Genomic DNA, 22,349 nt, shown 5'->3' on the forward strand with positions numbered 1-22,349 from the left:
TGCTGCTTATTACACAACCCGCAATAGGGTTCCTCAGAAGATCGATAAAAATATACCTGTTTTCGAGGAATCGCCAAGTGCGGCAGATTTCCACCTACCGCCGATCAAAAGATCGGCCCGGTTGTGTTTGTCGGTGGATCCTGATGTCTCGGAGCGTATGACGTGGGAGGCGTGGGTTGCCTGGATGCAGGCTTCGGAAGCGTTGCTGACGATGGGGGCCGCGGAGCCGGGTGAATCGTTCGAGCGGTTGATGCATCACGAGGTCCGAACACTCAAAGGCGAACATCCGACCTCGTTGTACAACGTTTCGACCTGGTTGGAAGCGCTCTTTCTGGCGATGAGCTGCCGTGATGGGGATCGGGTACAGGCTCTGGCGCGGATCCCTGTTCCAGTGCTGCGGGAGTGGTCGGAGAGCGAGGGGGCGGTTCGGGATGAGTGGGTCTGGCCGTGGGCTGAAGCCGTACAGGATTTTGTCCTACAGCGGGACTCCTTCGCTGAGAACCTGGCCGAGGCCATGCGGCTGTGTGAACCGGAGAACCTCGAACTCATCGAGCCGGAAGAGGTAGAAAGACTTGTTCTGCCCCCGTTGAGGGTCTTGGACCGGCTGGCTGCACGCGATGCTGACGGGTTCAACGAGCAGATGTACCGGGGATTGCTGGGGTTTCGGGAGCACTACACGAGCGAACCCGACGAAGACGAAAGCCCCAGAAGAAACCTTGAAGGCGCAGTGCCTCTGTCCTTGTTCGGCCTCGCCTGTGTGGCCTATGACCTGCACCAGGCAGAGCCCTCCTTCGAGCCGGACCTGAGCTCGACGTACTTCCCCCGCAAGATCCTGGAACGGGCATGGGAGAACGAGTTCCCCTACCGTGCGCACATCCCTGACCCGGTGGATCCGCAAGTATTGCGCGAGCGGTTCAGGGTGGATCGTCCTGCCGATGGTGATGCGGTGCCGATGGTTGAGCGCCATGAGGCCCTCCCGCCGCTGCGGTACGACTTGCCGGAGATGACGGTGGACGTGGTCGAAGAGATGGTGGACCACGTGGAGCAGGAACCCTCCCGCCTGCCGTCTGTGCGTTTGAGGATCCGGGAGTTGGCGTTGGCCAGTGTGGCCGACGACCCGGATTCGGGTGAGTCGATGACGTGGAGTGCGTGGGCTTCCTGGGCGCAGGTCTCGGATGCGTTCCTCGCAGCGAGCCGGCAACCGGCAGGCACCACCATCACGCGCAGTGTCTTGGCAGTGCAGCGTAGGTTCGGGGCGATCGAGCCCGGCCCCGGTCTGGATGTGCGCACCTGGTTGGAGGCCTTCTACCTGGCTCTGACCTGCCGCCTGGAATCGGTGGTGCCGGTGCTGGCGCAGATCCCGGTCAGGGAGTTGCGGGAGGCCGGCGAGCGCAACGGTGTGGTCGAGGACGAGTTCGTCTACGCCTGGGCGCGGGCTCTGCAGAGTTTCATTGTGGACCGGCGGGCCTTGGGCCAACACGTGGGTGAGGCGATGCGTTTGGCTTCACCCGAGCATGCGCACCAGTGGGGTGCGCAGGGGTTGGACCGGTTGGTGGTGCCGCCGATGAAGGCCTTGCTGCGGTTGGCTGAGTACGACACCGAGGGATTCAACGAGTCCCTGCGTGAAGGCTTGGAGCTGTTCCGGGAGCATTACACCGAGACTGAAGAGCGGCGTGCTTCTCTGGAGGGTGTGCTGCCACTGGGGTTGTTCGCGATCGCGTGCTTGGCTTATGACCTGCGCAGGTACCCGGGGTTCTCTCCGGATCTGAGCTCGACGTACTTCCCGAAGTACATCTTGAATCGTCAGTGGGAGGGTGAATTCCGGATCTGACCCCACGGCAACTCTGAGCCTGTTCGCGATCACATGCTGGGGTTGGGGTTTGGCTGTCTCCGGTTTTGGTTTTTCGTTCGAGGTGGAGCCGGGTTACCTGCTCAAGGGGGCCTGACGCGGAGAGTTCGCGATATGAGAGTTCAATTTTGATGTATGAAATTGACAGCCACGACTTGAGTCACCGCGTTGACGATGGACAAAGGGAACTTCTTGACGAAGGGCCCGAGGAGTGGGTTGGTGCCATTGTAGAACACCCTGCGTATGCGCACAGTTCACTCGCTGTCCTGACTGCTAACATGAGTTTCCGCACGGCGGACGGCCCCCGATTTACTTACGTCGAAACGTGGGAATCCTGGGTGGTTGCCATGCAGGCATACCATGCGTTGTTCAGGATCCAAGCGGAGCCCCAAGGCACTGAGAGTGCTCTCCTCATTAACCATGAGAGCAGAGTTGTTGAGTCCATAGAAGACGGCCCGGACCTCAATGCGACGAACTGGACCGACGCTTTTTTCCATGCGTTCATCTGCCGCAATGAGGCCATGGTCGACTATCTTTGTCAGATTCCAGTGGAAACTCTCCGGGTCCGTGGTGAATCTCAAGGGACAGTGTATGCGTCTTACCTTTATCATTGGGTTGCTGCGTTGCAGTCCCTGGTCCTCAATGATGGACGGTCCGAAGAAGAGCTCGCTGCTGCGGTAGAGAAGTCCGACCCGGAGGTGTCCGGGTTCGGTGATGAGGAGTCCGTGGGGAAACTGGTGTTCCCCGAGATGCTGGTGCTGCTGCGGTTGGTGGAGCGGGACTCGGCGGCTTTCAACGAGGCTCTGGCTGCTGGTGTGGCGGCGTTCGGGGAGTACCGGACTGCGACCGAGTCGCGAGCCCATGACATCGAGGGGGTCTTCCCTCTGGGCCTTCTGGCGTTCGCCTGCATGGCCTACGACATCTCGCAAGTCGACCCGGACTTCCAGCTCGACGTGGTCTCGGGTTACCTGCCCAAGCACCTGGTCCAGCATTCGTGGTTCAACGAGTTCCCGATCTGAGGCGGCACGAGGGCATCAGTGACAGGACTGCCTCCGTGACGGATGGCTTGTTTGATATTTCGACCAACTCGCGCAGGGGGGATGGGTGATGAAAAATTTTTTTGTGGGCCACCATGGCATCAGTAATGATGTCAAGGAAAACTTCAAATACTTTATGGAGGCAACTCCTGATTTTATTGATGAGCATGTCGACTATTTTTGCGATAAACCCTGGGCAGTGGAATCAAGAGCCTCCGGGATAAAGCGTCGTTCTTTTATGCGCCTGGCTTTGGACCCTCACGCGTCAGAACTTTTGACGTGGGAAGCGTGGGTTACATCGATGCAGGCCGCCGAATCGATGTTCGCCATGGCAGTGGCCGACCCGGGAGAGACTGTCAGCAGGCTGATCTATCATCAAACACGTGAGCTCGTCGGGGTCGAGCCTGGGTCGACTTTCGATTTCTCTAAATGGTCCGATGCCTTCTTTCTGGCCTTGACCTGCCGGGATAAGAGCCGAGTCCGAGAGCTGGCTCGCATCCCAGTCCCGGTGCTACGAGCGTGGTCGGAGAGTGAAGGTGGGTACTACAATGATCTGACCTGGTCGTGGGCCGAGGCGCTGCAGGATTTTGTGCTGGATCGGACATCCTTTCAGGAGAACCTGGACGAGGCCATGCGGTTGTGCGGTCCAGAACATCTGGTTGTCTCCAATCCACGAGATATTGACCGGTTGGCTCTGCCGGCGATGAGGGTGCTCGACCGGTTGGCTGCACGGGATTCGGCCGGGTTCAATGAGGAGATGTACCGGGCGTTGCTGGGGTTCCGGGAGTACTACACCGAGGGCCGTGGTGAGGATGAACGGCCCGGCCGACACCTAGAGAGCACGGTTCCACTGCCTCTGTTCGGTTTGGCGTGTGTGGCCTATGACCTGCACCAGGTGGAGCCCTCGTTCGAGCCAGATCTGAGCTCGACGTACTTCCCGCGCAAGATCCTGGAACGGGCGTGGGAGAACGAGTTCCCCTACCGTGCGCACATCCCTGAGACGGTCGATCCGCAGGCGTTGCGTGAGCGCTTCGGCGTGCACCGACCGGCCGATGCCGATGTGGCACCGATGGTCGAGCGCCACGAGGCCACCCCGCCCTTGCGGCCGCAAGTACCGGATCTGCCGGTCGATGCCGTGGACCGGTTGGTGGAGGAAGCAGAGCAGGATTCGGCCCGGTTGTCGGAGGTTCGTGTCCAGCTTCGGGAGTTGGCGCTGGCCCGTGTGGCCGCGGATCCTGTTTGTGCTGAGGCCTTGACCTGGGATCCGTGGAGCACCTGGGGGCAAGTGTCGGAGGCTTTCCTCGCCGCGAGCCTGGCGCCGTCAGGGACCAGGCTCGAGCGTCGTGTACTGCGTCGCGATCGGGTGTTCGATGCGATCGAACCCGGCCCGGGTCTGGATGTGCGCACGTGGCTGGAGAGCTTCTATGTGGCGCTGACCTGTCGGATGGAGTGGGTGGTACCGCTGCTGGCGCAGATTCCGGTCAGGCAGTTGCGGGAGGCCGGCGAGCGCAACGGCGTGGTCGAGGACGAGTTCGTCTACTCCTGGGTGCGGGCTCTGCAGAGGTTCCTCGTGGATCGGGACGAGTCACTCGAGCATCTGCGTGAGGCGATGCGGCTGGCCAGGCCCGAACACGCGAGCCAGTGGGGTGCCCAAGAGCTGGACTCGCTAGCGGTCCCAGCGATGAAGGCCTTGCTGCGGTTGGCCGAGGACGGCACCGAGGGCTTCGACGAGGCGATGCGTGAAGGCTTGGAGCTGTTCCGTGCGTACTACACGGCCGGCGAGGAGCGGCGCTCGTCGCTGGAGGGCGTGCTGCCGCTGGGGCTGTTCGCTATCGCATGCCTGGCCTACGACCGGCGCCGGGAGTTGGGGAGGTTCGCCCCGGACCTGAGCTCGACGTACTTCCCGAAGTACATCTTGGATCGCACATGGGAGGTCGAGTCCCCGCTCTGAGCCTGCGACAAATCTGTACTGGGGGCAGAGGATGGAGAGATCCGATTAGTGTCATTGTCCATCGACCGCCATGAGGGGCGCAGCGAGTTCGCGGTCTGAGACGCGGTCCGGCCCCGGTACGGCAGCCGTACTTTGATAGTTGACCTGGGGACACGGCTGTCGTAGGGGGCTGTATTGGTGCGGTTGCAGGGCACCCAGCAGGTTCTTGACCGCGGTCACGTTCAGCCGCACATGCCCGGCACCAAGGGCGAAGCGATGTCGCCGACCCAAGGACTATCTGGTCTCCACCGAGGTCCGCGAGGTCATCCGGGTCTACTGACCGTCCTCCTCGCCGGCACGAGGACATCAACGACCGGGCTGCCTCCGTAACGGTCTCCCGAGAGCCGCCGCTCGATTCGCCACCGCCTTCTGCGCTTCGCGCCGGACGACCTCCCGCCTCCAACTGGACACCACAGGTCTCCGAGGTGCACCGGCGCGTTCTTTGCCAACATCCCGGGCCGTGCCGTTGGCGGAATCGCTACGGTGACAGAGCCTTGATCGGGAGGTCCGGCGGTTCCTTCACCAGGGGTGGCCTCGTGGCCACACAGCTCCGCCGACCGTCAGCAGCTCCACCATCGTGGCCCTACCGGGCATCTCTGGGCTGCCGGAGCCCAGGATCAGCTCGAACGGCCAGGAGAAAGGCGAGGAACCCATGGCGAGATGGAACGACGACGACCTCGGCGCGCTCGACCGTGCCCGCGAACTGGAAATCACCTCACTGGACGAGAACGGCACGCCCCGTTCCTACCGCACCATCTGGGGGGTCAGGGTCGGCGGCGACTACTACGTCCGGTCCGTGAACGGCACCTCCGGCAGGTGGTACCAGGGCGCCCACACCCGGAACGAGGGCCGGATCCAGGCTCTCGACAACGAGCTCGACGTGTCTTTCGCCGACATCGGGGAGAACGATGACGTGCAGCCCCGCATCGACGAGGCCTACCAGGAAAAGTACGACTACAGCCCGGATTCGCTGCGTATGATCACCAGCTCGACCGCCCGGCCCGCGACGCTCAAAGTCATGCCGCGATAGTCCCGGACGGACCCGAGCCCGCCAGACCTCGCCGAGGCAGCGGTGGCAGAGGGCGTAAGGCCTGAAGCACGAGGCTGGGGCCCGGGAGGCGTGGACGCGCTCTCCCGGGCCCGTTCCATGTCCACGGCGCGAGGAGGAGCCCCGTCCCGGGCCGTGCCCGGTCGACCATGGTGCGGGTACAGGAGAGGGGAAACATGGCGGAGCCCATCACCAAGTCCAGTGCCCGGGCGATCCTGCTGGACGGGGAAGATCTGGTGCTGTTCAAACGCACCCGCCCGGGACAAACCCCGTACTGGACGACGATCGGCGGAGGCGTGGAACCCGAGGACCCCGATGTCGAGGCGGCGCTGCACCGCGAGGTCTTCGAGGAGATCGGAGGGACGGTGCACAGCGCCCAGCTCGTCCACCTCATCACCGAGCGGATACCGGGCGGGCTGAAGGTGCAGTACATCTTCGCCGCACGCCTGGCGTCCATGGACCCCGACCGCCGCACCGGGGATGAGTTCGACCAACCTGAACGGGGCGGGTACGAGCTCGTCCGCCTCCCCTTCATACCGGAGGCCGTGCTCGGCATCGACCTCATGCCGGCCTCACTGAGGAGGTTCATCGCGGCCAACACCGAAGCGATCCGCTCTGTTCTGGATCACCCCGTGCGCGTCTCCTGAGCCCCGCTCAGCACGCTTCACGGGCTTCGGCGCTGTTGACGGCTCACCCCTGCGCCAGAGACCGGTACTCCCCCGCGATGCGTTTCAGGTGCTCGACGGCCTCGCCGCCGAAGCACGCCAGTTTCTTTCGCCCTTCCGGACCAGTCGTCTGAGGTCGTGGTCCGTCAGTCCGCACTTCACGGCCTGCGAACAGGTGATGACGCCGTACTGCTCGGCAGCGACAGCGGTGGCAGCAGTGGGGTACCGGAGGGCGGCAGGCCGCGCGGAATCCATCACCTCACTATCCGCGCATGTCACCCCGCGCACCACCACCCGAGCCACGCCTGTGGACAACCGGCCGCTGTCCTGAATCAAGCCCTCGGTTTGCAGTCAATAATAGGCGTGCCGGTGACTGCGAAGTGGGGGTCGTGGCCCCAGCGAACGCCACTCTCCTTCCACGCCGCGCTCGGCGCCGCCGATGTCAGACGGCTGGCGCGCATCTGTCGAGACCCATGGGTCTCAAGTGGCGCAGTTGAAGAGAAAGCACCGACGACGGAGGGGCCGCAAACGGCCAGAAACCCTGTGCCGTAAGGCTTGCGTGCTAGGTTCGGCGACTTCTGAAGGTCCCGAGCGACCCCTGAAAGGAAAGCCATGGACCTGGAACTGCTCGCCAAGGACCCCTCCTCCGGCGGTAAGGGCTGCCCCTCGGTCTACCTCAGCGACACCGGAGAGTTCGTCGTCCAGGGTGCCGGTCTGGCACCGGAAGACTGGGCGAAGGTGCAAAACCCCCTGCCCGGCGAAACCGCAGTGCGCATCTCCCCCGAAATCGTCATTGCCGCAGTCGAACAGCACCGCCAGAGATAGGTTCGGTCTCACCGCACCGGGCCCACCGACTGGGGCGGGGCCCGGTGCCCTCCTCCTTCGGTCCGAACAACCACCGAGGAGGACGTGTTGTCTGACCTGCGCGCCGTGATATCGACTTCCTACCAGGACCTGGACGAGGACACCGCACGGTTCTTCCGCCGTCTGAGCCTGCATCCGGGCCCGGAGTTCTCCCCCGGTGCCGCCGCCGCGCTCACCGGCACACCGCTCGACCGGGCGCGGAAGCTGCTGGAGCAGCTGACGCGGGCCCACCTCGTGGAGCGTCCGCATGCCGGCCGTTACCGCCTGCACGACCTGGTGCGGTTGTACGCGGTCGAGCGGGTGCGCGCCGAGGACCCCGTGGAACACGCGCACCGGGCCGTGGGGGACGTGGCGCGGTGGTACGTGCACGCCGCGGCCCGGGCCCAGCTCGCCGAGCAGCCCAACTTCCCGGTCGTTCCTGGCGGGGAACGGCCCGAGGAGCTTCCCGGCGTCGAGTCCGCGGATCAGGCCCGGGTCTGGTTCGAGGCCGAACGCGCGAACCTGGTGGCGGCGACGGAATCCGCTCTCGAGCACGGCCACCACGATCTCGCGTGGCGCCTGCCCGCGACGGTCTACCCGCTCTTCGAGCTGCACCGGCACTGGCACGAGTGGCGTGACCTGCACACCCTCGGTTTGCGGGCCGCCGCGCAGACCGGCGACCCCTTCGGTGCGGCCCGCAACCACTTGGGGATGGGCGATGCGCGATGGCTGCTGGGCGAACTCGACGAGGCCGTGCGCCATTACCGCGCTGCTCTGCAGGCCAACGAAGGGGTGGCCGATGCGTGGATCGAGGGGTTCGCGCTGCGCCAGTTGGGCGAGGTGTCCTGGCAGCGCGGTGAACACGAGGCCGCACGGGAGTTCGTCGAGCGTGCCGTCGGTGTCTTCCGGGACGCGGGCGAGCGCCGGGGCGAGGCGATGGGGTTGCTGAGTCTGGCCGAGTCGGGCGCGGATTCGGGCCACTGGCGCCAGGCCCTGGAGCGCTGCCGGGAGGCCGTCGCGGTCTTCGAGGCCATCGGTGAGGTGTGGAGTGTGGCCTGGGCGGGCTGCACTCTGGGGCGGGTCCTGACCGGTTCGGGCCGGGCCGCCGAGGCCGTGGAGGAGTACCGGGCGGCCGCGCGGGTGTTCGAGGAGCACGGGGACGCCGACAGCCGGGCGGTGGCGTTGCTGGGGTTGGGCCACGCCCACGTCGAACTGGGCGAGGTGGAGCGGGCACGGCAGGCGTGGGGCGCCGCTCTGGACTACTTCACCGATCACGGGGATCCGCGCGCGGCCCGGACCGAGGAACGGCTCCGGGGGTTGAAGGCCTGACCCCGCGGTGTGCGCCGTGGACAGGCCGGGACCGGCCGTGACCGATGGGCCCTGGCAACCTGGCCGGTTCCAGAGGGCCTACCCTCTGCCTCGTCACTCGGAAGGGACCGGCGCCAAACCGCCGAAACCGCGCGCCACGCCCTTACCACCGTCCGTAGAACTACTCATTGGGGTGTTGACACCGCCGCCCCGGGTTCTTGGTGCTGAGCATCCACTACCCCCAGGTAGGAGCGAACTCGAACGACCGCGGTGACAGAATTCCCCCGAACGCGGCCGCGCACCGGCGCACCCTCCTCCGGGGCGCTCCTCCGGGGCGGCGCGTGGGGCTATGAGGACGACTCCCACGTGGCCCAGTTCTACGGCGGATACGTCATCCCCGGCTCGACGCTGGAGGATCTGCACCTGACCGTCGGCCAGTGGAACACCGAGGAAGGCCGGCCCTACCGGGTCATGCAGCACCGCGTCCGCGGCTTCGCGGCATGGACACAGCTGCGGCGCGGGAACCGGACGCGGGGAATCCCGGACCCGCTGCTCAGCGCCGGCACCGGGTACGATTTCGGCTCGGGCGGGCCGTCGTTCCTTTCCGAGACGCCCCACCCGAGCGCAGAACCAGCTGTTCCTCTACTCCCCCGCCGGAGTGACGGGTTTGCCCATGGCCTCGGCGACCAGACCGGTCAACAGGGCTGAGCGGGTTTCGTAGAAGGTCTCGAAGTCGTCCGTGCGCAGGTGCTCAGGATCGATCAGGTGCCGTTCCACGTAGGAGTCCATCTGCTCGGTGGAAGTCTTGTTCTCCTCTTGGATGCGCTCGAGGTACGAGCTGGGTGCGCGTCCTCCGATGGACCTGTTGGTCTTGGCCGACAGGGGTGTCTTGTTGACGATGCCGTCGTACCGGTCGCGTGGGATGCCCTGGTCCTCGCACCACTTCTGCGGGAAGAGATGGTGGATGTCGATGGCGTGGTCGAAGTACGTGTCCGCCTTGATGTTGGCTCCCGTCCGCCAGTCGCTGATGTCGCGCTTGAGCAGTAGGGCGTAGATGCCCTTGTAAGCAGCGCTGTTACGGGTGCGCAGTGTTTCGAGGCGCCCTGCGGAGAACTGGGCCTCCTCCACCGTGCGCGGCACGGAGGGCTTGCCTCGCACCCAGGCGACGACGTCAGGCAGATCCCGGGCGAACCGGGACTCGGTACTGCCCCCATACATCTCGCCGAGAATCCCGCACCAGAACCACCGGGAGATCTTTTCACGCGCGGAAGGGGTCTTCGCCTCTTCCCCGAGGGTCGCGAAGATCGCTGCGAGGGGGATGATCTGGGTCCCGTAGGGCAGGAACTTGGTGTCGTACACGCTTTGCTCGTAGAGGAACTCCGCGGTGGTCAGCAGCGCACCGACGGCCCTGTCCGCCCATCCCTGGTAGTCCTCCAGCGACAACCGCAGCATCTCGGCACGGCGGCAGCCGACCCTGGGCGCCCGATCCCGGTCCCCTCCTCCTGCGAGCCAGACATGGTTCCGTTCCTGGGTGGCGAGCAGTGTGACGATCTGGAGGAAGTCGGTGTCCTTCACGTGTTCGAGCACCCTGTACCGGCTGTCCTTCAGCCACACATTCCGCCGTTCCTCCCAGTCCGGACGCAGCTCGAACTCATCGGCGGCAAAGGNCGAATACCTGGCACACCGCCTCGCGCGGCGTCTCCTTGCCGAGCTCGATCAACGGAAGTTGGTACCGCTCGAAACGCTTGACGACATCGGTACTGAAGTTTTTCCACAACTCCCGTATGGGCTTGGCGTAATCGTAGTATTCGCGAAACCCTTCCGCCCAGTCGCTGGAATCCATAATCTGATTCAGAGGAAAGAGCTTGGCCTCGTACTCCTTCTCCGGCGTGGAGCAGTCCAGAGTGGTCTTCCTACGGGGGTTCCGGTCGATCCTGTCCTTGGGCAGGAACTTCACCGCGAGCTCACGGTCGGTCTCCGAGTTCACCGCCGCCTCGATGTCTAGGTAGAACCAGCCCATGATCTTCCTACCCCTCTCGTCATGCGTCTGGACGGGGGAGTTGAGAGCAATGGATTGGAACAGCGAAGTCATCCGCTGTTGCCCGTCGAGGATGAGTGATTCGGCGTCGTTGACAACCGTGTGGACCCCTTCGACCGAACGCTGCCGAAAACGTGTTTCTCCTCCGGCTCGCAGGAACATGAGCGTACCGACCGGGTATCCCTGGGATATGGAGGCGAGCAGGCTGGCGATGCCTTCCTGGGACCAAACCCATCCCCGCTGGAAGTCGGGGAGTTGGATACGGCCGTCGGCCACTTTCTTGAGTAGTTCTTCCAGGAACTCTTTGGTGCTGTCGAAGTTTTCTACCGCCATGGGGGTCCTTGTCATTTCCGGGTACGGGCAAAGGGATCAGAGGCGAGCAAGGGGGCGGATGCGCCGAGCAGCACCTCGGCGACGCCCGCATCGGCCGAGTGCAACACCCGTGTTCTCGCCGACACCGCAGGGGCCGTCTCGGGACAGCACGGTGACAGCTGTCCGAACCATGGAACCCCATCCACTCGGCCGCCCCCTTACCCGTCGCGGGATTCTCCTTGGCCGGATGTGGTCACAGACGGGTAGCAGGGCCAAGCGATGGGATTGCTCGGTCTGCGGGGTTGAACGCGAGTGGCGTTACTCGGCCTGAGCGAAGCGCACGCCGCACTGGGTGGGGTGGGACGGGCATGCCAGGGGCGGGCTGCTGCCCTGGAGCACGTCACCGACCACGGTGACCCGTGCACCTGCCAGATCACGATGCGTTTGCGGGGCCTGAATCCCTGAACCCTTTGGGACCGGATCCGTCGCGGGCAGGGTGGGGGCAAGGCACGCCCCGACGCGAAAGCGCCCGGGCCGCCCCGTGTAGGGTCCCTCAGGCCGTGGTGCTCGGGAAGCCGGTGCAAGACCGGCGCGGCCCTCGCCACTGTGTTCGGGAAGGTCACGCGCGCCCGCAATGGGGTCACTGGACCACAGTTTGGTCCGGGAAGACGCCGCGTGATCCGTTCGACCCGTCAGCCAGGAGACCGGCCACGGCACGCTCGATCCGTCCACGAGGTGTGGAAAGGCGGCCTTGGTCGTGCTCACGTTGTGTCCTGTCCGCTCCCTTGCCGTGCGAGGCAGCGGCCCTGGTTCCCCGGGCCGTGTGCCCGCGGTGTTGTCGGCCGCAGTACTGCTGTTGTCGGGTTGTGCGAGCGCCGATTCTTCCGATCCCCCTCCCGCGGCCGCCGATGGGGCCGGCGTCGACAACTGCGGCATGGAAGTCACCTTCGAGTCCCCGCCGGAGCGCATCTTCGCCATGAACCCGAGCGCGATCGAGAACCTGATCGCGCTGGGCGTCCAGGACCGCATCGTCGGTGCCGTCGGCGACCTGGAGCGCATGCCCGAGGACGTACGGCAGGAGGCCGAAGGGCTCGACATCGTCCACCCCGGCGGGGAGGACTATCCGAGCTCCGAAACGATCCTGCAGACCGAACCGGACTTCATCTACTCGGTCTATCCGAGCGCGTTCCGCCAGGACGGGGGCGTGGCCACCCGCGGGGAGCTGCAGGATCTGGGCGTGCAGAGCTACCTCGCGCCCGACCGCTGCCCCGACCGCGACGACGAGCAGCCGCTGGAGTTCGACGAGATCTGGACCGGGCTGCGCGAGGTCGCCGCGCTGGTGGGCGCCGGGGAACGGGCCGAAGAGATCGTCGCCGAGCAGCAGGAGACCCTGGACTCGGTCCGCGCCGACCTCCCCGAGGAGGTCGGTGACCTGGACGTCTTCTGGTGGGACATGGGCACCGGCGACGGTCCGGCCGCCGGCGCTTGTTGCGGCGGCCCCGGCATGATCCTGCGCGAGCTCGGCGTGAACAACGCCTTCGAGGATCTTCCCGGCCACTGGTCCAGTACCAGCTGGGAGCAGGTCGTCGAGCGCGACCCCGACCTGGTGGTCGTCGCCGACTTCGGTGGGGAGGACATCGACGACAAGCTCTCCTTCATCGAGGGCGATGCGACCCTGCGGGAGTTGCGGGCCTTCCGTGAGGACGCGGTCGTCGAGCTGCCGTTCTCCCAGACCACTCCCGGGCTGCAGAACGTCACCGCCATCGAGACGATCGGCGCGTACCTGTCCGACGGTGGCGCCCGGTGAGTGTCTCCCCCGTCCGAGAGGCCGAGCGGCGCACGGTCGCGCCGGTGGACACGAGCGGATCGCTGGGCCTGGTGTTCCTGCTCGCCCTCGCACTGCTGACGGTATCGATCGGCGTTTCGGTCGCCCTCGGGCAGAGCGACCTGTCGGTCCGCGAGGTGTGGACCATCGCGACCGACCGGCTCGGCCTGGCCTGGTTGCGTATCGACATGCTCGGGCTGTACGGCGTCGACGGAGTCAGCGACCTTCGCGCGAACCTGATGTGGGAGATGCGCCTACCGCGAGTGCTCGCGGCTGCGCTGGTCGGTGGAGGGCTGGCGGTGGTCGGTGCCGTGATGCAGACGCTGACCCGCAACCCGATGGCCGACCCCTACCTGCTCGGTATCTCCTCGGGTGCTTCGCTCGGGGCGGTCTCGGTGATCGTCGCCGGTGTGAGCCTGGGCAGTCTCGGCATCGCCGGCGGTGCGTTCGTCGGCGCGCTGGGCGCGTTCGTGCTCGTGCTGGCCCTGGGGCAACGGTCCGGCCGTCTCACGTCCACACGCATGATCCTTGCCGGGGTCGCCGTCGGTGCCTTCGCTTCCGCCGTGACCTCCTTCCTGATCATTTGGGTCGCCGACCCGCACGCCACCCAGGAGGCGCAGTTCTGGCTGTCCGGTTCCCTGGCCGCGGCACGGCTGCCGAGCGTGTACACCATGGCCTCGGCCGTGCTGGTCGGGCTGTTGGTCTGCGGTTTCGCCGCCCGGCAACTGAACGCGTTCGCGTTCGGTGAGGACACTGCCACCAGCCTGGGCATCGACGTCCAGCGGGTCCGATGGGTGCTGTTGGTCGTGTGCGCGCTCGTGACCGGTGTGCTGGTCGCCGGTTCCGGGTCCATCGGGTTCGTGGGGCTGCTGATCCCGCACGCGGTGCGGGCGCTGGTCGGCCCGGACCACCGGCGGGGGCCGNCGATGTGGCCGCCCGCATCGCGTTCGAGCCACGGGATCTGCCTGTGGGCATCATGACCGCGATGCTGGGCGTGCCGGTGTTCCTGTGGATTCTGAGACGCAAGGTTGATCGCTGATGACCCACCTCACCGAAGGCGAATCGCTCACGGCCGCCGACGTTTCCTGGTCGGTCGAGGGGCAGCGCATTCTCGCGAACGTCGACGTGCAGGTCCCCACCGGGAGTTTCACCGGCCTGCTCGGACCGAACGGGTCGGGCAAGTCGACTCTGTTGCGCGGGCTCGCGCGACTGGGCAAGCTCGATGAGGGTGTCATACACATCGGCTCCGACAACGTGCACGAACTGCCGCGCCGTGCCCTGGCACGGCGCCTGGCGCTCGTCGAACAGCGTTCCGACACCGACATCGACCTCAGTGTGCTGGACGTGGTCCTGCTCGGTCGCACTCCCTACCGGGCCGCTCTGCAAGCGGACTCGGTCACGGACGTGACCATCGCGATGCATCAGCTCGAACGGGTCGGCCTCACTCACCTCGCGCACCGCCGTTGGCACACGCTCTCCGGTGGCGAGCAGCAGCGCGCCCATCTCGCGCGGGCCTTGACGCAGGAGCCGTCTCTGCTGGTGCTCGACGAGCCGACGAACCACCTCGACGTCGGCCACGCCCTCCAGCTCTTGGCGATGGTGGAACACTCCGGGCTGACGGTGCTGGCGGCGTTGCACGATTTGAACCTCGCCGCGGCTTTCTGTGACCGCCTGGTCGTACTGCACCAGGGGCGGGTCGCGGCTGCGGGGCCCCCTGGGGAGGTACTCACCGCGGACCTGATGGCGCAGGTCTACGATGTCGAAGCGGACGTCGACGTCCACCCGCGAACCGGGCGCCCGCACCTGTGGTTCCACCCTCCGGCCGTTCCGCACTGAGGCGCCCCGGCCACGCGACGTCCGCGCGTTGGCCGGCTCGGGCAACCGGCCGGGACGGTGTGTGCGCGTCAGGTGTCCACGGCGGCCCGGTCGGACTCACTGCGCAGGACACAGAATTCGTTCCCTTCGGGATCGGCGGGGACCGCCCACCCGAACCATCAGGGTCGCGGTGGTCGGCGACGAAGGTGGCGCCGGGTCCCCTCAGCCGGCGCACCTCACCATGCGGGCGAGCCTTCCGGTTCCGCGTGCAGAACACCACTGATTTACGCTTGCTCTTCACGCACACGGGCCGGCTCCTGGTGTTCGAAGCGGCCGGGAGCGTCCTCCGCCGGCCGGGTGTGCACAAGGCACCACGGTCCTCGGAGAACCGGAGGAAGTACCGGAGACAGTGCGGCGGTGGTGGAAGGGCCGAGGCCGGCGGGAGCACTATCGTCCGGTGGGGCGCGAGCCGCCCCGGATACAGAGGACAGTCCCCTCACACACCGCGCACAGCGAGGAAGAACCGGCTTACCCATGAGCACCACCTCACCCAGGCCCTCGCGCCACGACCGCAGCGACGGTATGCCGCCCTGGCTTCCCCGCGCCATGATGCTGGCCCTGTGGCTCGTCACGGCTTTCGGTCTCGCCCTGTGGCTGTTCGTCCGGTTGCAGAACCTGCTCATGCTGCTGTTGATCTCGCTGTTCCTCGCGCTGGCACTGGAACCCGCGGTCAACTGGCTCCACCGGCACCAGTGGCCGCGCGGGGCGGCCACCGGGGCGGTGATGCTCCTGCTGCTGGCACTGATCGCAGCCTTCGTCAGCCTGCTCGGATCCATGCTGCTCAGCCAGATCCTGGCTTTTGCCTCCGAAGTACCCGCGATGGCCCGCACCGCGCTGAACTGGGTCAACACCACGTTCGACACCTCTTACTCCCCCACCGCCCTGCTCAGTGAGCTCTCCAACGCCAGCGGCTTGCTCGAGCAGTACGCCTCCGGCATCGCCGACAACCTCTGGGGCGCCGGGACGACCGTTCTGGCGTTGCTGTTCAACACGCTGACGATCGCGCTGTTCACCTTCTACCTGTGCGCCGACGGTCCGCGTTTTCGGCGTGTGATCTGCTCGGTCCTGCCTCCGCCCACCCAGCGCGAGGCGCTGCGGGCCTGGGAGATCGCCATCAGCAAGACGGGCGGATACCTCTACTCCCGGGCGCTGTTGGCCGTGGTCTGCGCGGGCGCGCACTACGCGGTGCTCTTCGTGCTGGACGTTCCCTTCGCGTTCGCCCTGGCGCTGTGGATGGGTGTGCTGTCCCAGTTCATCCCCACCATCGGTACCTACATCGGCGGCGCCGCTCCCGTGCTGGTGGCTCTGGTGGAAGGCGTGTGGCCGGCCGTGTGGGTGCTGGTGTTCGTCGTCATCTACCAGCAGTTCGAGAACTATCTGCTCCAGCCGCGCATCACCGCCATGACCCTGGACATGCACCCGGCGGTGGCTTTCGGCTCGGTCATCGCCGGTGTCGCCGTCCTGGGAGCACCCGGGGCCTTGCTCGCGCTCCCGGTGGGTGCGAGCCTGCAGGCGTTCCTGGGCACCTACATCCGCCGGTACGAGGTCGCAGAGCACTACCTGCTGCCCGCCGACAAGAAGGAGGGCAAAGCAGCCCCGGCCGCCCACCGGAAGGGGGAAGCCCCGGCACCGGACGGGCACGGCGAGAGCGGGGACGAGCCCTCTTCCGAGTCGCAGGGAGAAGGCGGAGAGCCGCGATCGTGATCCGCCTGCGCGGTGAGCGGGCGGCGTCCGGTCCCAGCGCGCCGGGGTTGATGGCAGAGCCGGGGTGTTGCCGCGGCCGTGCTTCGTCGTAGGCCGGTTGTAGCGTCCGGACATGGCACACGCACACACGGACACAAAGATCGTCGTCACCACACCCACCGGGCACGTGGGCTCGCGGGTCGTGCAGTTGTTGTTGCAGGCGGGGGTGCGCCCGACCCTGCTGCTGCGCGATCCCGACAAACTCGACCCGCACACGCGCGAGCGGGTCGACCTCGTGCAGGGCGACCAGGAAGAAGCCGATTCCGTCCTGCGCGCGACGCGGGGCGCCGACCGCCTCTTCTGGGTGGATCCACCCACTCCGGAGGAGGACCCGGTCGCCGGCCATGCCCGCTTGGGCGCCAACGCGGCGCGAGCGGTGCGGGAGAACGGCATCGCGCACACCGTGTTCCTCAGCAGTGTGGGGGCGGAGAAGCGGCACGGGGCCGGCGAGATCGACGGGCTGGCCCGGACCGAGCAGGCGCTGGATGCCACCGGGGCCCACGTGCTGCACCTGCGCTGCGGTTATTTCTTCACCAACCTGGCCATGGAGTCGGACTCGCTGCGCGAGGGCGTGCTGAGCACACCGTGGCCGCTCGATCAGGCCATGCCCTGGGTCGATCCACGCGACATCGGCGAGGTGGCGGCTGCCAGACTCCTGGCCGGCAACTGGTCGGGCAGGCAGGTGCAGGCCGTGCACGGCCCCGAGGACCTGAGCTTCTCGCGTGTGGCGCAGATCCTGAGCCGGGCCTTGGGGCTGCGGGTACGTGCCGAGCGGATCTCCGACGAGCAGATGCGCGCCGCTCTGGGCTCCGTCGGGTTGAGTACCGGACAGATCGAAGGCCTGGTGGGCATGTCGGCAGGTCTGCGCGAGGACTTCACACCCGAGCAGGAACGCAGTGTTCTCACCACCACACCGACCACGCTCGCGGGCTGGGCCCACGCCCATTTGCGGCCCGTGCTCTGAGGTCCGGGCGGGCCGGGCCGACCGTGTCCGCCTCGGCCCCCTCACGCTCCTCTGGCAGCCAGCACCTCGGCCATCGGGGCCATGCGCACGCCTTCCTCGGCGAAGGCCCGCGTGATCGCCCCGGCGACCTCGACTGCGTTGGGACGGTCGCCGTGGATGCAGATCGTGTCGGCCTCCACGGCGATCTCCTTCCCGCCCGTGGAGCGTACGGAGCCCCGCAGGATGCCCAGCGCCTTGTCGGCGCACGCCTGCGGATCCTTGGGCTCGGGTGCGGGTTCGATGATGATGGCGCCGTCGTCGTCGTACTCCAGGTCGGCGAAGGCCTCACGGGCCACCCTCGCTCCGCGGGCCTGGGCCCGGTCGGCCGTGGGCCCGGCCAGCAGCACCGTGATCATGCCGCGTTCGGTGACGGCATCGGCGATGGCGGCGGCAACTCCGGGCTCGCGCAGGGACAGGCCGTACAGCGCACCGTGGGCCTTCACGTGCCGGACGGGAACGCCCGCGCCCTCGGCGAAGGCCTGCAGCGCACCGTACTGGTACACACACGTGTCGGCGGCCTCCTGCGGTGACAGCGCCATCGACCGGCGCCCGAAACCGGCCAGGTCGGGCAGGCCGGGGTGCGCTCCCAGCGCTGTTTCGCCCGTTCGCGCGAGTTCGACCGATCTGCGCATCGTGGCCGGGTCGCCGGCGTGCCAACCGCAGGCCACGTTCACCGACGAGACCATGGGCAGCAGTTGCTCGTCGTGGCCCAAGGTCCACCGGCCCAAGCTCTCCCCCGCGTCGGCGTTCAGATCGATGAGTTTCTTCATCAGCAGCCCCCTGTGAGGCGCCCGGTCCGTGCTCGGAGCCCGGGGCGCGGATCGCAGACACGAACGCGTGCACCAGCAACCTCGGGATTCCCGCCCCGGCCCGGGCCATGCCTGGCCCGGGCCGGGGCGGGCACCAGAACTCCGGCGTGGGCGACGGGTACGGCCCAGGGTCTCCTGGGAAGGTTGCCGGTGAGCTCGACCATCGCGGAACAGCAGGTCAGTGCGGTGGCGAACAGCGCCCACGGGGAGGCGATCCATGGCCAGGAGATCGATGGAACTGCCACCGGCCCGCTACGACTACGGCGGAGACGAGTTCGTTTTCGTCGAACTGGATCGGGCCATGAGTCTGGAGGCCAATTTCAAGGCCATGGCCATCACCTCCGCTCTGCAGGCGGAGAACGTGGAGGGCGTGCTCGACATCTGCTCGTCGAACGCCTCCTACCTGGTCCGGGTCGACCCCGAGCGGATCCATCCGGCGGAACTGGTGCAGCATCTGGAACGGTTGGAGCGTTCGGTCGCGCCGTTGGCCCCGGACAAGGTCGTACGGACGCGCGTTGTCGACGTACCCGTCCTCTACAACGACCCCTGGACCCACGAGACCCTCATGCGGTTCCGCGACGCACACCAGGCCCCTGAGAGCACCGACCTCGAATACGCGGCCCGGATCAACGGTTTCGCCTCCGTTCCGGAGTTGATCGAGGCCTTGTCGGGGGCTCCGTTCCTGGTCACCATGGTCGGTTTCGTGCCGGGGTTGCCGTTCTGCTATCAGATGGTGCCGCGGCGGCGGCAGATCGAGGTACCCAAGTACGTGCGGCCGCGGACCGACACCCCGGAACGGGCTTTCGGCCACGGCGGGGCGTTCTCGGTCGTGTACCCGGTGCGCGGCGCCGGCGGCTACCAGTTGTTCGGGCTCGCGCCGGCCCCCGTGTTCGACCTGAGCCAAAGCCTGCCCGACTTCCACGACAGCATCGTCTTTCCCCGGCCCGGCGACATCCTGCGTTACCGCTCCATCGACCGGGCCGAGTTCGACTCGGTCAGGGCCGAGGTGGAGCGGGGCACGTTCCGTTACCGCATCAGGGAGTTCGAGTTCGCCCCGGCGCACTTCCTGGCCGACCCGGACGGGGTCAACGCCGACATCCTGGAGGTGCTGTACCGATGAGTGAGCGGGCCGGAAGGGTGGCCGTGGTGCGCAACGGGGGCCTGCACACCACTGTGCAGGACACCGGACGCGACGGCTACTACTCGTTTGGGATACCTCCCTCCGGAGCGATGGACCAGTTCTCCCACCGGGTGGCCAACATGTTGGTCGGCAACCCCGAGGAGGCGGCCGCCCTGGAGGCGACCTACGTCGGGCCGACCCTGGAGTTCACCGACGACCGGTGTGTGGCGGTGACGGGGGCCACGGCGCCGATCAGCATCAACGACGAAACCGTACCGATGTGGCAGACGCTGGCGGTGCAGGCCGGGGACGTGCTGCAGTTCTCCATGCTCACCGGCGGGGCCCGCCCCTACATCGCGGTCAGCGGCGGTATCGGGGTGCAGCCCTACCTCGGTTCCCGGTCCACGTACACGCTCACGGGGCTGGGCGGGTTCGAGGGACGGCCCATCGCCGAAGGCGACCTGCTCCCCCTGGGGCCGCAAGAACACGCCTCGCCGCCTCCGACGGGGTCCGCGGTCACGGCCGCCCTGCGCCCCGACCTGTCCGCCGTGACAGCGTTGCGCACCGTGATCGGCCTGTGCAGCTACCGCGTCACCGAGGAGTCCCTGCGCGCGTTCTCCGAGATGGAGTGGAAGGTCACCAAGGACGCCGACCGGATCGGTTACCGGCTGCGCGGGGGCCGGATCGACTTCGTGGACCGGGAGCCGCCCCACGGGGCCGGGAGCGATCCCGCGAACGTGGTCGATCTGGGCTATCCCATCGGCTCGATCCAGGTTCCCAGCGGATACGAGNCGCCACGGTGGGCACGATCATCTCGGTCGACCGGGACCGCATCGCCCAGGCCAAGACCGGCGACCTCGTGCGTTTCGAACCCGTGGACCTGCAGACGGCCCTGGATGCCCGCGCCGGCCGCAGCGCCCGGCTCGAGCGAGTACGCGCGTCCCTGCGCGAGAAGAGCGCACACGCTTGAGAGAGGACCACCGGCCCACTCCTCTGGTGGGGAGACCGCCGCCCAGGAAGAGCCAGGGCCTGCGGGCCGGCCCGCAACGAGGAAGGAAGGCCCACGTGAGGACCGTCAAGACAGCCATGCCCGGAGTTTTCTACCGTCGTCCCTCCCCCGATGAGGAGCCTTATGTACAGGAGGGCGAGGCCGTCGAACCGGGGCAGACGATCGCTCTGATCGAGGTGATGAAGAACTTCAACGAGATCAAGGCCGAACAGGCGGGAACCCTCACCCGGTTCCTGGCCGAGGACGGCGACGAGGTCTCCATCAGCCAGGACATCGCCGAACTCCAGGACCGACTCCCCGGGGCCGAAGGCACCACACACGGTTCCGGAGACAGCAGGGACGGGGGCGGGCCTTGAACGAACTACGACGGGTCCTGGTGGCGAACCGGGGCGAGATCGCTCTGCGGATCGTCCGAGCATGCCATGTGGCCGGTATCGAGGCGGTCGCGGTGTACTCGAGGGCCGACACCGACGCGCACTGGGTCCGGCTCGCCGACGACGCCCGGTACATCGGCGGCTCTCCCGCGCAGAAGTCCTATCTCGACACCGGGGCCGTGCTGGAGGCAGCCGAGGACACGGGGGCCGATGCCGTGCACCCGGGCTACGGCTTCCTCTCCGAGAACGAGGGGTTCGCCCGGGCGGCACGGGAGCGCGGTCTGGTCTTCATCGGGCCCCCGGCCGAGGTGATCGGCCTCATGGGCGACAAGTCACGTGCGCGTGGGACCGCGTCCTCGGCCGGCGTCCCGGTGGTCCCGGGCTCCGGTCCCTTGACCGATGTGGACGCCGCGCTGCGAGAGGCCGAGACCGTGGGCTATCCCCTACTGGTCAAGGCATCCGCGGGTGGAGGGGGCCGCGGCATCCGCCGGGTGGCCGGCCCCGAAGAGCTCGCCGAGGTGTTTGCCGCGGCCGGCGCGGAAGCGGCCGGGACGTTCGGGGACGGCACCCTGTACCTGGAGCGCGCCGTGGAGGGTGCCCGCCACATCGAGGTGCAGGTCCTCGCCGACACCCACGGCAACGCCGTGCACCTGTTCGAGCGCGATTGTTCGGTCCAGCGGCGCCGGCAGAAACTGGTGGAGGAGGCACCGGCCCCCCGTTTGGACCCCGGGGCCCGTGAGGAGGCCGTGGCCGCCGCTGTGCGGCTCGCCCGGCACGTGGGCTATGTCGGCGCGGGGACCGTGGAGTTCCTGGTGCGGCCGGACGGCTCGGTGTACTTCATGGAGATGAACACCCGGATCCAGGTGGAGCACCCGGTCACCGAGTCGGTCACGGGGGTGGATCTGGTCGCGGAACAGCTCAGGATCGCCTCGGGCGCCGCCCTGGCCTTCGACCAGTCCGACCTGACGGTGAACGGGGCCGCCGTGGAGGTCCGCATCAACGCGGAGAGCCCGGAGAACGGTTTCGCGCCCACGCCCGGCACACTGGACGCCTTCACCGTCCCCGGCGGCCCGGGTGTGCGTGTGGACACCGGTTTCACCGCCGCTGACACGATCAGCCCGTTCTACGATTCGCTGCTGGCCAAGGTGGTCTGTTGGGGCGCGGACCGCCCCCAGGCCCTGGCACGGGCCCGCCAAGCTCTGGCAGAGCTGGAGATCGAGGGCGTGAGCAGCACGAAGGCCCTGCATGAACGCCTTCTGGCCGACCCGGAGTTCTGTTCCGGGGCGGTGGACATCGGTTGGCTCGAACACGCTCTCGGCGGTCGCCTCTCTGCCCCGTCCGGGGAGCGTTCCCCCTCCGGTTGAGCGCGTTCTCGGAGGCGGCCCGCGCCGACACAGGCCCCAGGTGACATAGGCCCCATGAGGGGCGCAGCGCTTGACGCATCGGGGTGAACGGGTGTTCACTCGAAGAAGGTGAACAGCCGTTCACCCCTATGTCGTGC

At 67.1% G+C, this 22,349-nt stretch carries 22 protein-coding genes, 1 pseudogene and 1 riboswitch; of the genes and pseudogenes, 18 read left to right on the forward strand and 5 right to left on the reverse strand.

The genetic code is table 11. The features are described 5' to 3' along the window. Positions 1 to 133 precede the first annotated feature (133 nt). From D473_RS0107925 to D473_RS0107935, 3 genes are all read left to right on the forward strand, one after another. Positions 134 to 1,831 (forward strand): immunity 49 family protein, encoded by a 1,698-nt coding sequence (locus D473_RS0107925; RefSeq protein ID WP_241474730.1) that lies wholly within the window; start codon positions 134 to 136, stop codon positions 1,829 to 1,831. A gap of 296 nt (positions 1,832 to 2,127) precedes the next feature. Next, complete coding sequence (locus tag D473_RS26400) at positions 2,128 to 2,868, forward strand: immunity 49 family protein (RefSeq protein ID WP_083917929.1); 741 nt, start codon at positions 2,128 to 2,130, stop codon at positions 2,866 to 2,868. Positions 2,869 to 2,956: 88 nt separating this feature from the next. Further along, a complete protein-coding gene (locus D473_RS0107935; protein WP_241474731.1) occupies positions 2,957 to 4,837 on the forward strand; it encodes an immunity 49 family protein in 1,881 nt (626 codons plus the stop codon). 558 nt (positions 4,838 to 5,395) lie between these two features. Here D473_RS0107935 and D473_RS28355 read toward each other — a convergent pair. Then, positions 5,396 to 5,530 carry a hypothetical protein gene (locus tag D473_RS28355; protein WP_275040639.1) on the reverse strand — a complete coding sequence of 45 codons (135 nt, stop codon included), beginning with the start codon at positions 5,528 to 5,530 and terminating at the stop codon, positions 5,396 to 5,398. Between D473_RS28355 and D473_RS0107940 the strand changes: the two genes are divergently transcribed. The 5 genes from D473_RS0107940 to D473_RS27630 all read left to right on the forward strand — a co-directional run bounded on the left by D473_RS0107940 (position 5,529) and on the right by D473_RS27630 (position 9,448). Next, a complete protein-coding gene (locus tag D473_RS0107940; protein ID WP_017608547.1) occupies positions 5,529 to 5,906 on the forward strand; it encodes a DUF2255 family protein in 378 nt (125 codons plus the stop codon). The genes D473_RS28355 and D473_RS0107940 overlap by 2 nt on opposite strands. 194 nt (positions 5,907 to 6,100) lie before the next feature. Then, entirely contained in the window at positions 6,101 to 6,571 is a 471-nt protein-coding gene (locus D473_RS0107945) for an NUDIX hydrolase (RefSeq protein ID WP_026126720.1), read from the forward strand. A 630-nt stretch (positions 6,572 to 7,201) separates the two neighbouring features. After that, complete coding sequence (locus tag D473_RS0107950) at positions 7,202 to 7,414, forward strand: hypothetical protein (RefSeq protein ID WP_017608549.1); 213 nt, start codon at positions 7,202 to 7,204, stop codon at positions 7,412 to 7,414. An 84-nt stretch (positions 7,415 to 7,498) separates the two neighbouring features. Continuing rightward, positions 7,499 to 8,761 (forward strand): tetratricopeptide repeat protein, encoded by a 1,263-nt coding sequence (locus tag D473_RS24390; protein WP_017608550.1) that lies wholly within the window; start codon positions 7,499 to 7,501, stop codon positions 8,759 to 8,761. Between the two features lie 345 nt (positions 8,762 to 9,106). Then, a complete protein-coding gene (locus D473_RS27630) occupies positions 9,107 to 9,448 on the forward strand; it encodes a hypothetical protein (protein WP_193373266.1) in 342 nt (113 codons plus the stop codon). On the opposite strand, the gene D473_RS28035 is transcribed toward D473_RS27630, so the two are convergent. Both D473_RS28035 and D473_RS28040 read right to left on the reverse strand, forming a co-directional pair. Further along, complete coding sequence (locus D473_RS28035; RefSeq protein ID WP_241474732.1) at positions 9,383 to 10,354, reverse strand: hypothetical protein; 972 nt, start codon at positions 10,352 to 10,354, stop codon at positions 9,383 to 9,385. The genes D473_RS27630 and D473_RS28035 overlap by 66 nt on opposite strands. A gap of 37 nt (positions 10,355 to 10,391) precedes the next feature. Further along, positions 10,392 to 11,126 (reverse strand): DUF262 domain-containing protein, encoded by a 735-nt coding sequence (locus D473_RS28040; RefSeq protein ID WP_449406443.1) that lies wholly within the window; start codon positions 11,124 to 11,126, stop codon positions 10,392 to 10,394. A 508-nt stretch (positions 11,127 to 11,634) separates the two neighbouring features. After that, positions 11,635 to 11,817: riboswitch (cobalamin riboswitch) on the forward strand. A gap of 96 nt (positions 11,818 to 11,913) precedes the next feature. Here D473_RS28040 and D473_RS0107970 point away from each other — a divergent pair. The 4 genes from D473_RS0107970 to D473_RS0107980 all read left to right on the forward strand — a co-directional run bounded on the left by D473_RS0107970 (position 11,914) and on the right by D473_RS0107980 (position 14,751). Next, positions 11,914 to 12,897 (forward strand): ABC transporter substrate-binding protein, encoded by a 984-nt coding sequence (locus D473_RS0107970; RefSeq protein WP_026126722.1) that lies wholly within the window; start codon positions 11,914 to 11,916, stop codon positions 12,895 to 12,897. A gap of 71 nt (positions 12,898 to 12,968) precedes the next feature. After that, positions 12,969 to 13,895 (forward strand): FecCD family ABC transporter permease, encoded by a 927-nt coding sequence (locus D473_RS25595; RefSeq protein ID WP_449406444.1) that lies wholly within the window; start codon positions 12,969 to 12,971, stop codon positions 13,893 to 13,895. Beyond that, a complete protein-coding gene (locus D473_RS28360; RefSeq protein WP_275040641.1) occupies positions 13,883 to 13,954 on the forward strand; it encodes a hypothetical protein in 72 nt (23 codons plus the stop codon). Before D473_RS25595 ends, D473_RS28360 begins: the two co-directional genes overlap by 13 nt. Beyond that, positions 13,954 to 14,751 (forward strand): ABC transporter ATP-binding protein, encoded by a 798-nt coding sequence (locus tag D473_RS0107980; RefSeq protein ID WP_017608552.1) that lies wholly within the window; start codon positions 13,954 to 13,956, stop codon positions 14,749 to 14,751. The genes D473_RS28360 and D473_RS0107980 overlap by 1 nt, the downstream gene beginning before the upstream one ends. Positions 14,752 to 14,819: 68 nt before the next feature. On the opposite strand, the pseudogene D473_RS28045 reads toward D473_RS0107980, so the two are convergent. Further along, positions 14,820 to 14,968: pseudogene (locus D473_RS28045) on the reverse strand (VOC family protein); the annotation flags it as partial. 296 nt (positions 14,969 to 15,264) lie between these two features. Between D473_RS28045 and D473_RS24405 the strand changes: the two are divergent. Further along, positions 15,265 to 16,494 carry an AI-2E family transporter gene (locus tag D473_RS24405; protein ID WP_017608553.1) on the forward strand — a complete coding sequence of 410 codons (1,230 nt, stop codon included), beginning with the start codon at positions 15,265 to 15,267 and terminating at the stop codon, positions 16,492 to 16,494. A gap of 112 nt (positions 16,495 to 16,606) precedes the next feature. After that, positions 16,607 to 17,497, forward strand: coding sequence for an NmrA family NAD(P)-binding protein (locus tag D473_RS0107990; protein ID WP_017608554.1), 891 nt, complete (start codon positions 16,607 to 16,609; stop codon positions 17,495 to 17,497). Between the two features lie 41 nt (positions 17,498 to 17,538). On the opposite strand, the gene D473_RS0107995 is transcribed toward D473_RS0107990, so the two are convergent. Next, on the reverse strand, positions 17,539 to 18,306 hold the full coding sequence (locus D473_RS0107995) for a LamB/YcsF family protein (protein WP_017608555.1): 768 nt from the start codon (positions 18,304 to 18,306) through the stop codon (positions 17,539 to 17,541). Between the two features lie 256 nt (positions 18,307 to 18,562). Here D473_RS0107995 and D473_RS0108000 point away from each other — a divergent pair, with 256 nt between their 5' ends. The 4 genes from D473_RS0108000 (at position 18,563) to D473_RS24420 (ending at position 22,212) form a co-directional block, all read left to right on the forward strand. Then, entirely contained in the window at positions 18,563 to 19,465 is a 903-nt protein-coding gene (locus D473_RS0108000) for a 5-oxoprolinase subunit B family protein (protein WP_026126723.1), read from the forward strand. A 140-nt stretch (positions 19,466 to 19,605) separates the two neighbouring features. Further along, complete coding sequence (locus D473_RS25600) at positions 19,606 to 20,589, forward strand: 5-oxoprolinase subunit C family protein (protein WP_449406445.1); 984 nt, start codon at positions 19,606 to 19,608, stop codon at positions 20,587 to 20,589. Further along, positions 20,531 to 20,830, forward strand: a complete 300-nt coding sequence (locus D473_RS24415; protein WP_083917931.1) for an acetyl-CoA carboxylase — start codon at positions 20,531 to 20,533, stop codon at positions 20,828 to 20,830. Before D473_RS25600 ends, D473_RS24415 begins: the two co-directional genes overlap by 59 nt. Further along, positions 20,827 to 22,212: an acetyl-CoA carboxylase biotin carboxylase subunit gene (locus D473_RS24420; protein ID WP_033352935.1), complete on the forward strand. Its 1,386-nt coding sequence runs from the start codon at positions 20,827 to 20,829 to the stop codon at positions 22,210 to 22,212. Before D473_RS24415 ends, D473_RS24420 begins: the two co-directional genes overlap by 4 nt. Positions 22,213 to 22,349: the final 137 nt, after the last annotated feature.

It is taken from the genome of Nocardiopsis xinjiangensis YIM 90004, assembly GCF_000341145.1.
In the GTDB taxonomy this organism is placed as follows: domain Bacteria; phylum Actinomycetota; class Actinomycetes; order Streptosporangiales; family Streptosporangiaceae; genus Nocardiopsis; species Nocardiopsis xinjiangensis.

What these genes read in the sequence shown, in the direction of transcription:
- D473_RS0107995 (WP_017608555.1), bottom strand. Translation starts at nt 18,306, where the DNA reads ATGAAGAAACTCATCGATCTGAACGCCGACGCGGGGGAGAGCTTGGGC.
- D473_RS24405 (WP_017608553.1), top strand. Translation starts at nt 15,265, where the DNA reads ATGAGCACCACCTCACCCAGGCCCTCGCGCCACGACCGCAGCGACGGT.
- D473_RS0107945 (WP_026126720.1), top strand. Translation starts at nt 6,101, where the DNA reads ATGGCGGAGCCCATCACCAAGTCCAGTGCCCGGGCGATCCTGCTGGAC.
- D473_RS0107935 (WP_241474731.1), top strand. Translation starts at nt 2,957, where the DNA reads ATGAAAAATTTTTTTGTGGGCCACCATGGCATCAGTAATGATGTCAAG.
- D473_RS26400 (WP_083917929.1), top strand. Translation starts at nt 2,128, where the DNA reads ATGAGTTTCCGCACGGCGGACGGCCCCCGATTTACTTACGTCGAAACG.
- D473_RS0107940 (WP_017608547.1), top strand. Translation starts at nt 5,529, where the DNA reads ATGGCGAGATGGAACGACGACGACCTCGGCGCGCTCGACCGTGCCCGC.
- D473_RS0107990 (WP_017608554.1), top strand. Translation starts at nt 16,607, where the DNA reads ATGGCACACGCACACACGGACACAAAGATCGTCGTCACCACACCCACC.
- D473_RS0108000 (WP_026126723.1), top strand. Translation starts at nt 18,563, where the DNA reads ATGGCCAGGAGATCGATGGAACTGCCACCGGCCCGCTACGACTACGGC.
- D473_RS0107980 (WP_017608552.1), top strand. Translation starts at nt 13,954, where the DNA reads ATGACCCACCTCACCGAAGGCGAATCGCTCACGGCCGCCGACGTTTCC.
- D473_RS28355 (WP_275040639.1), bottom strand. Translation starts at nt 5,530, where the DNA reads ATGGGTTCCTCGCCTTTCTCCTGGCCGTTCGAGCTGATCCTGGGCTCC.
- D473_RS0107950 (WP_017608549.1), top strand. Translation starts at nt 7,202, where the DNA reads ATGGACCTGGAACTGCTCGCCAAGGACCCCTCCTCCGGCGGTAAGGGC.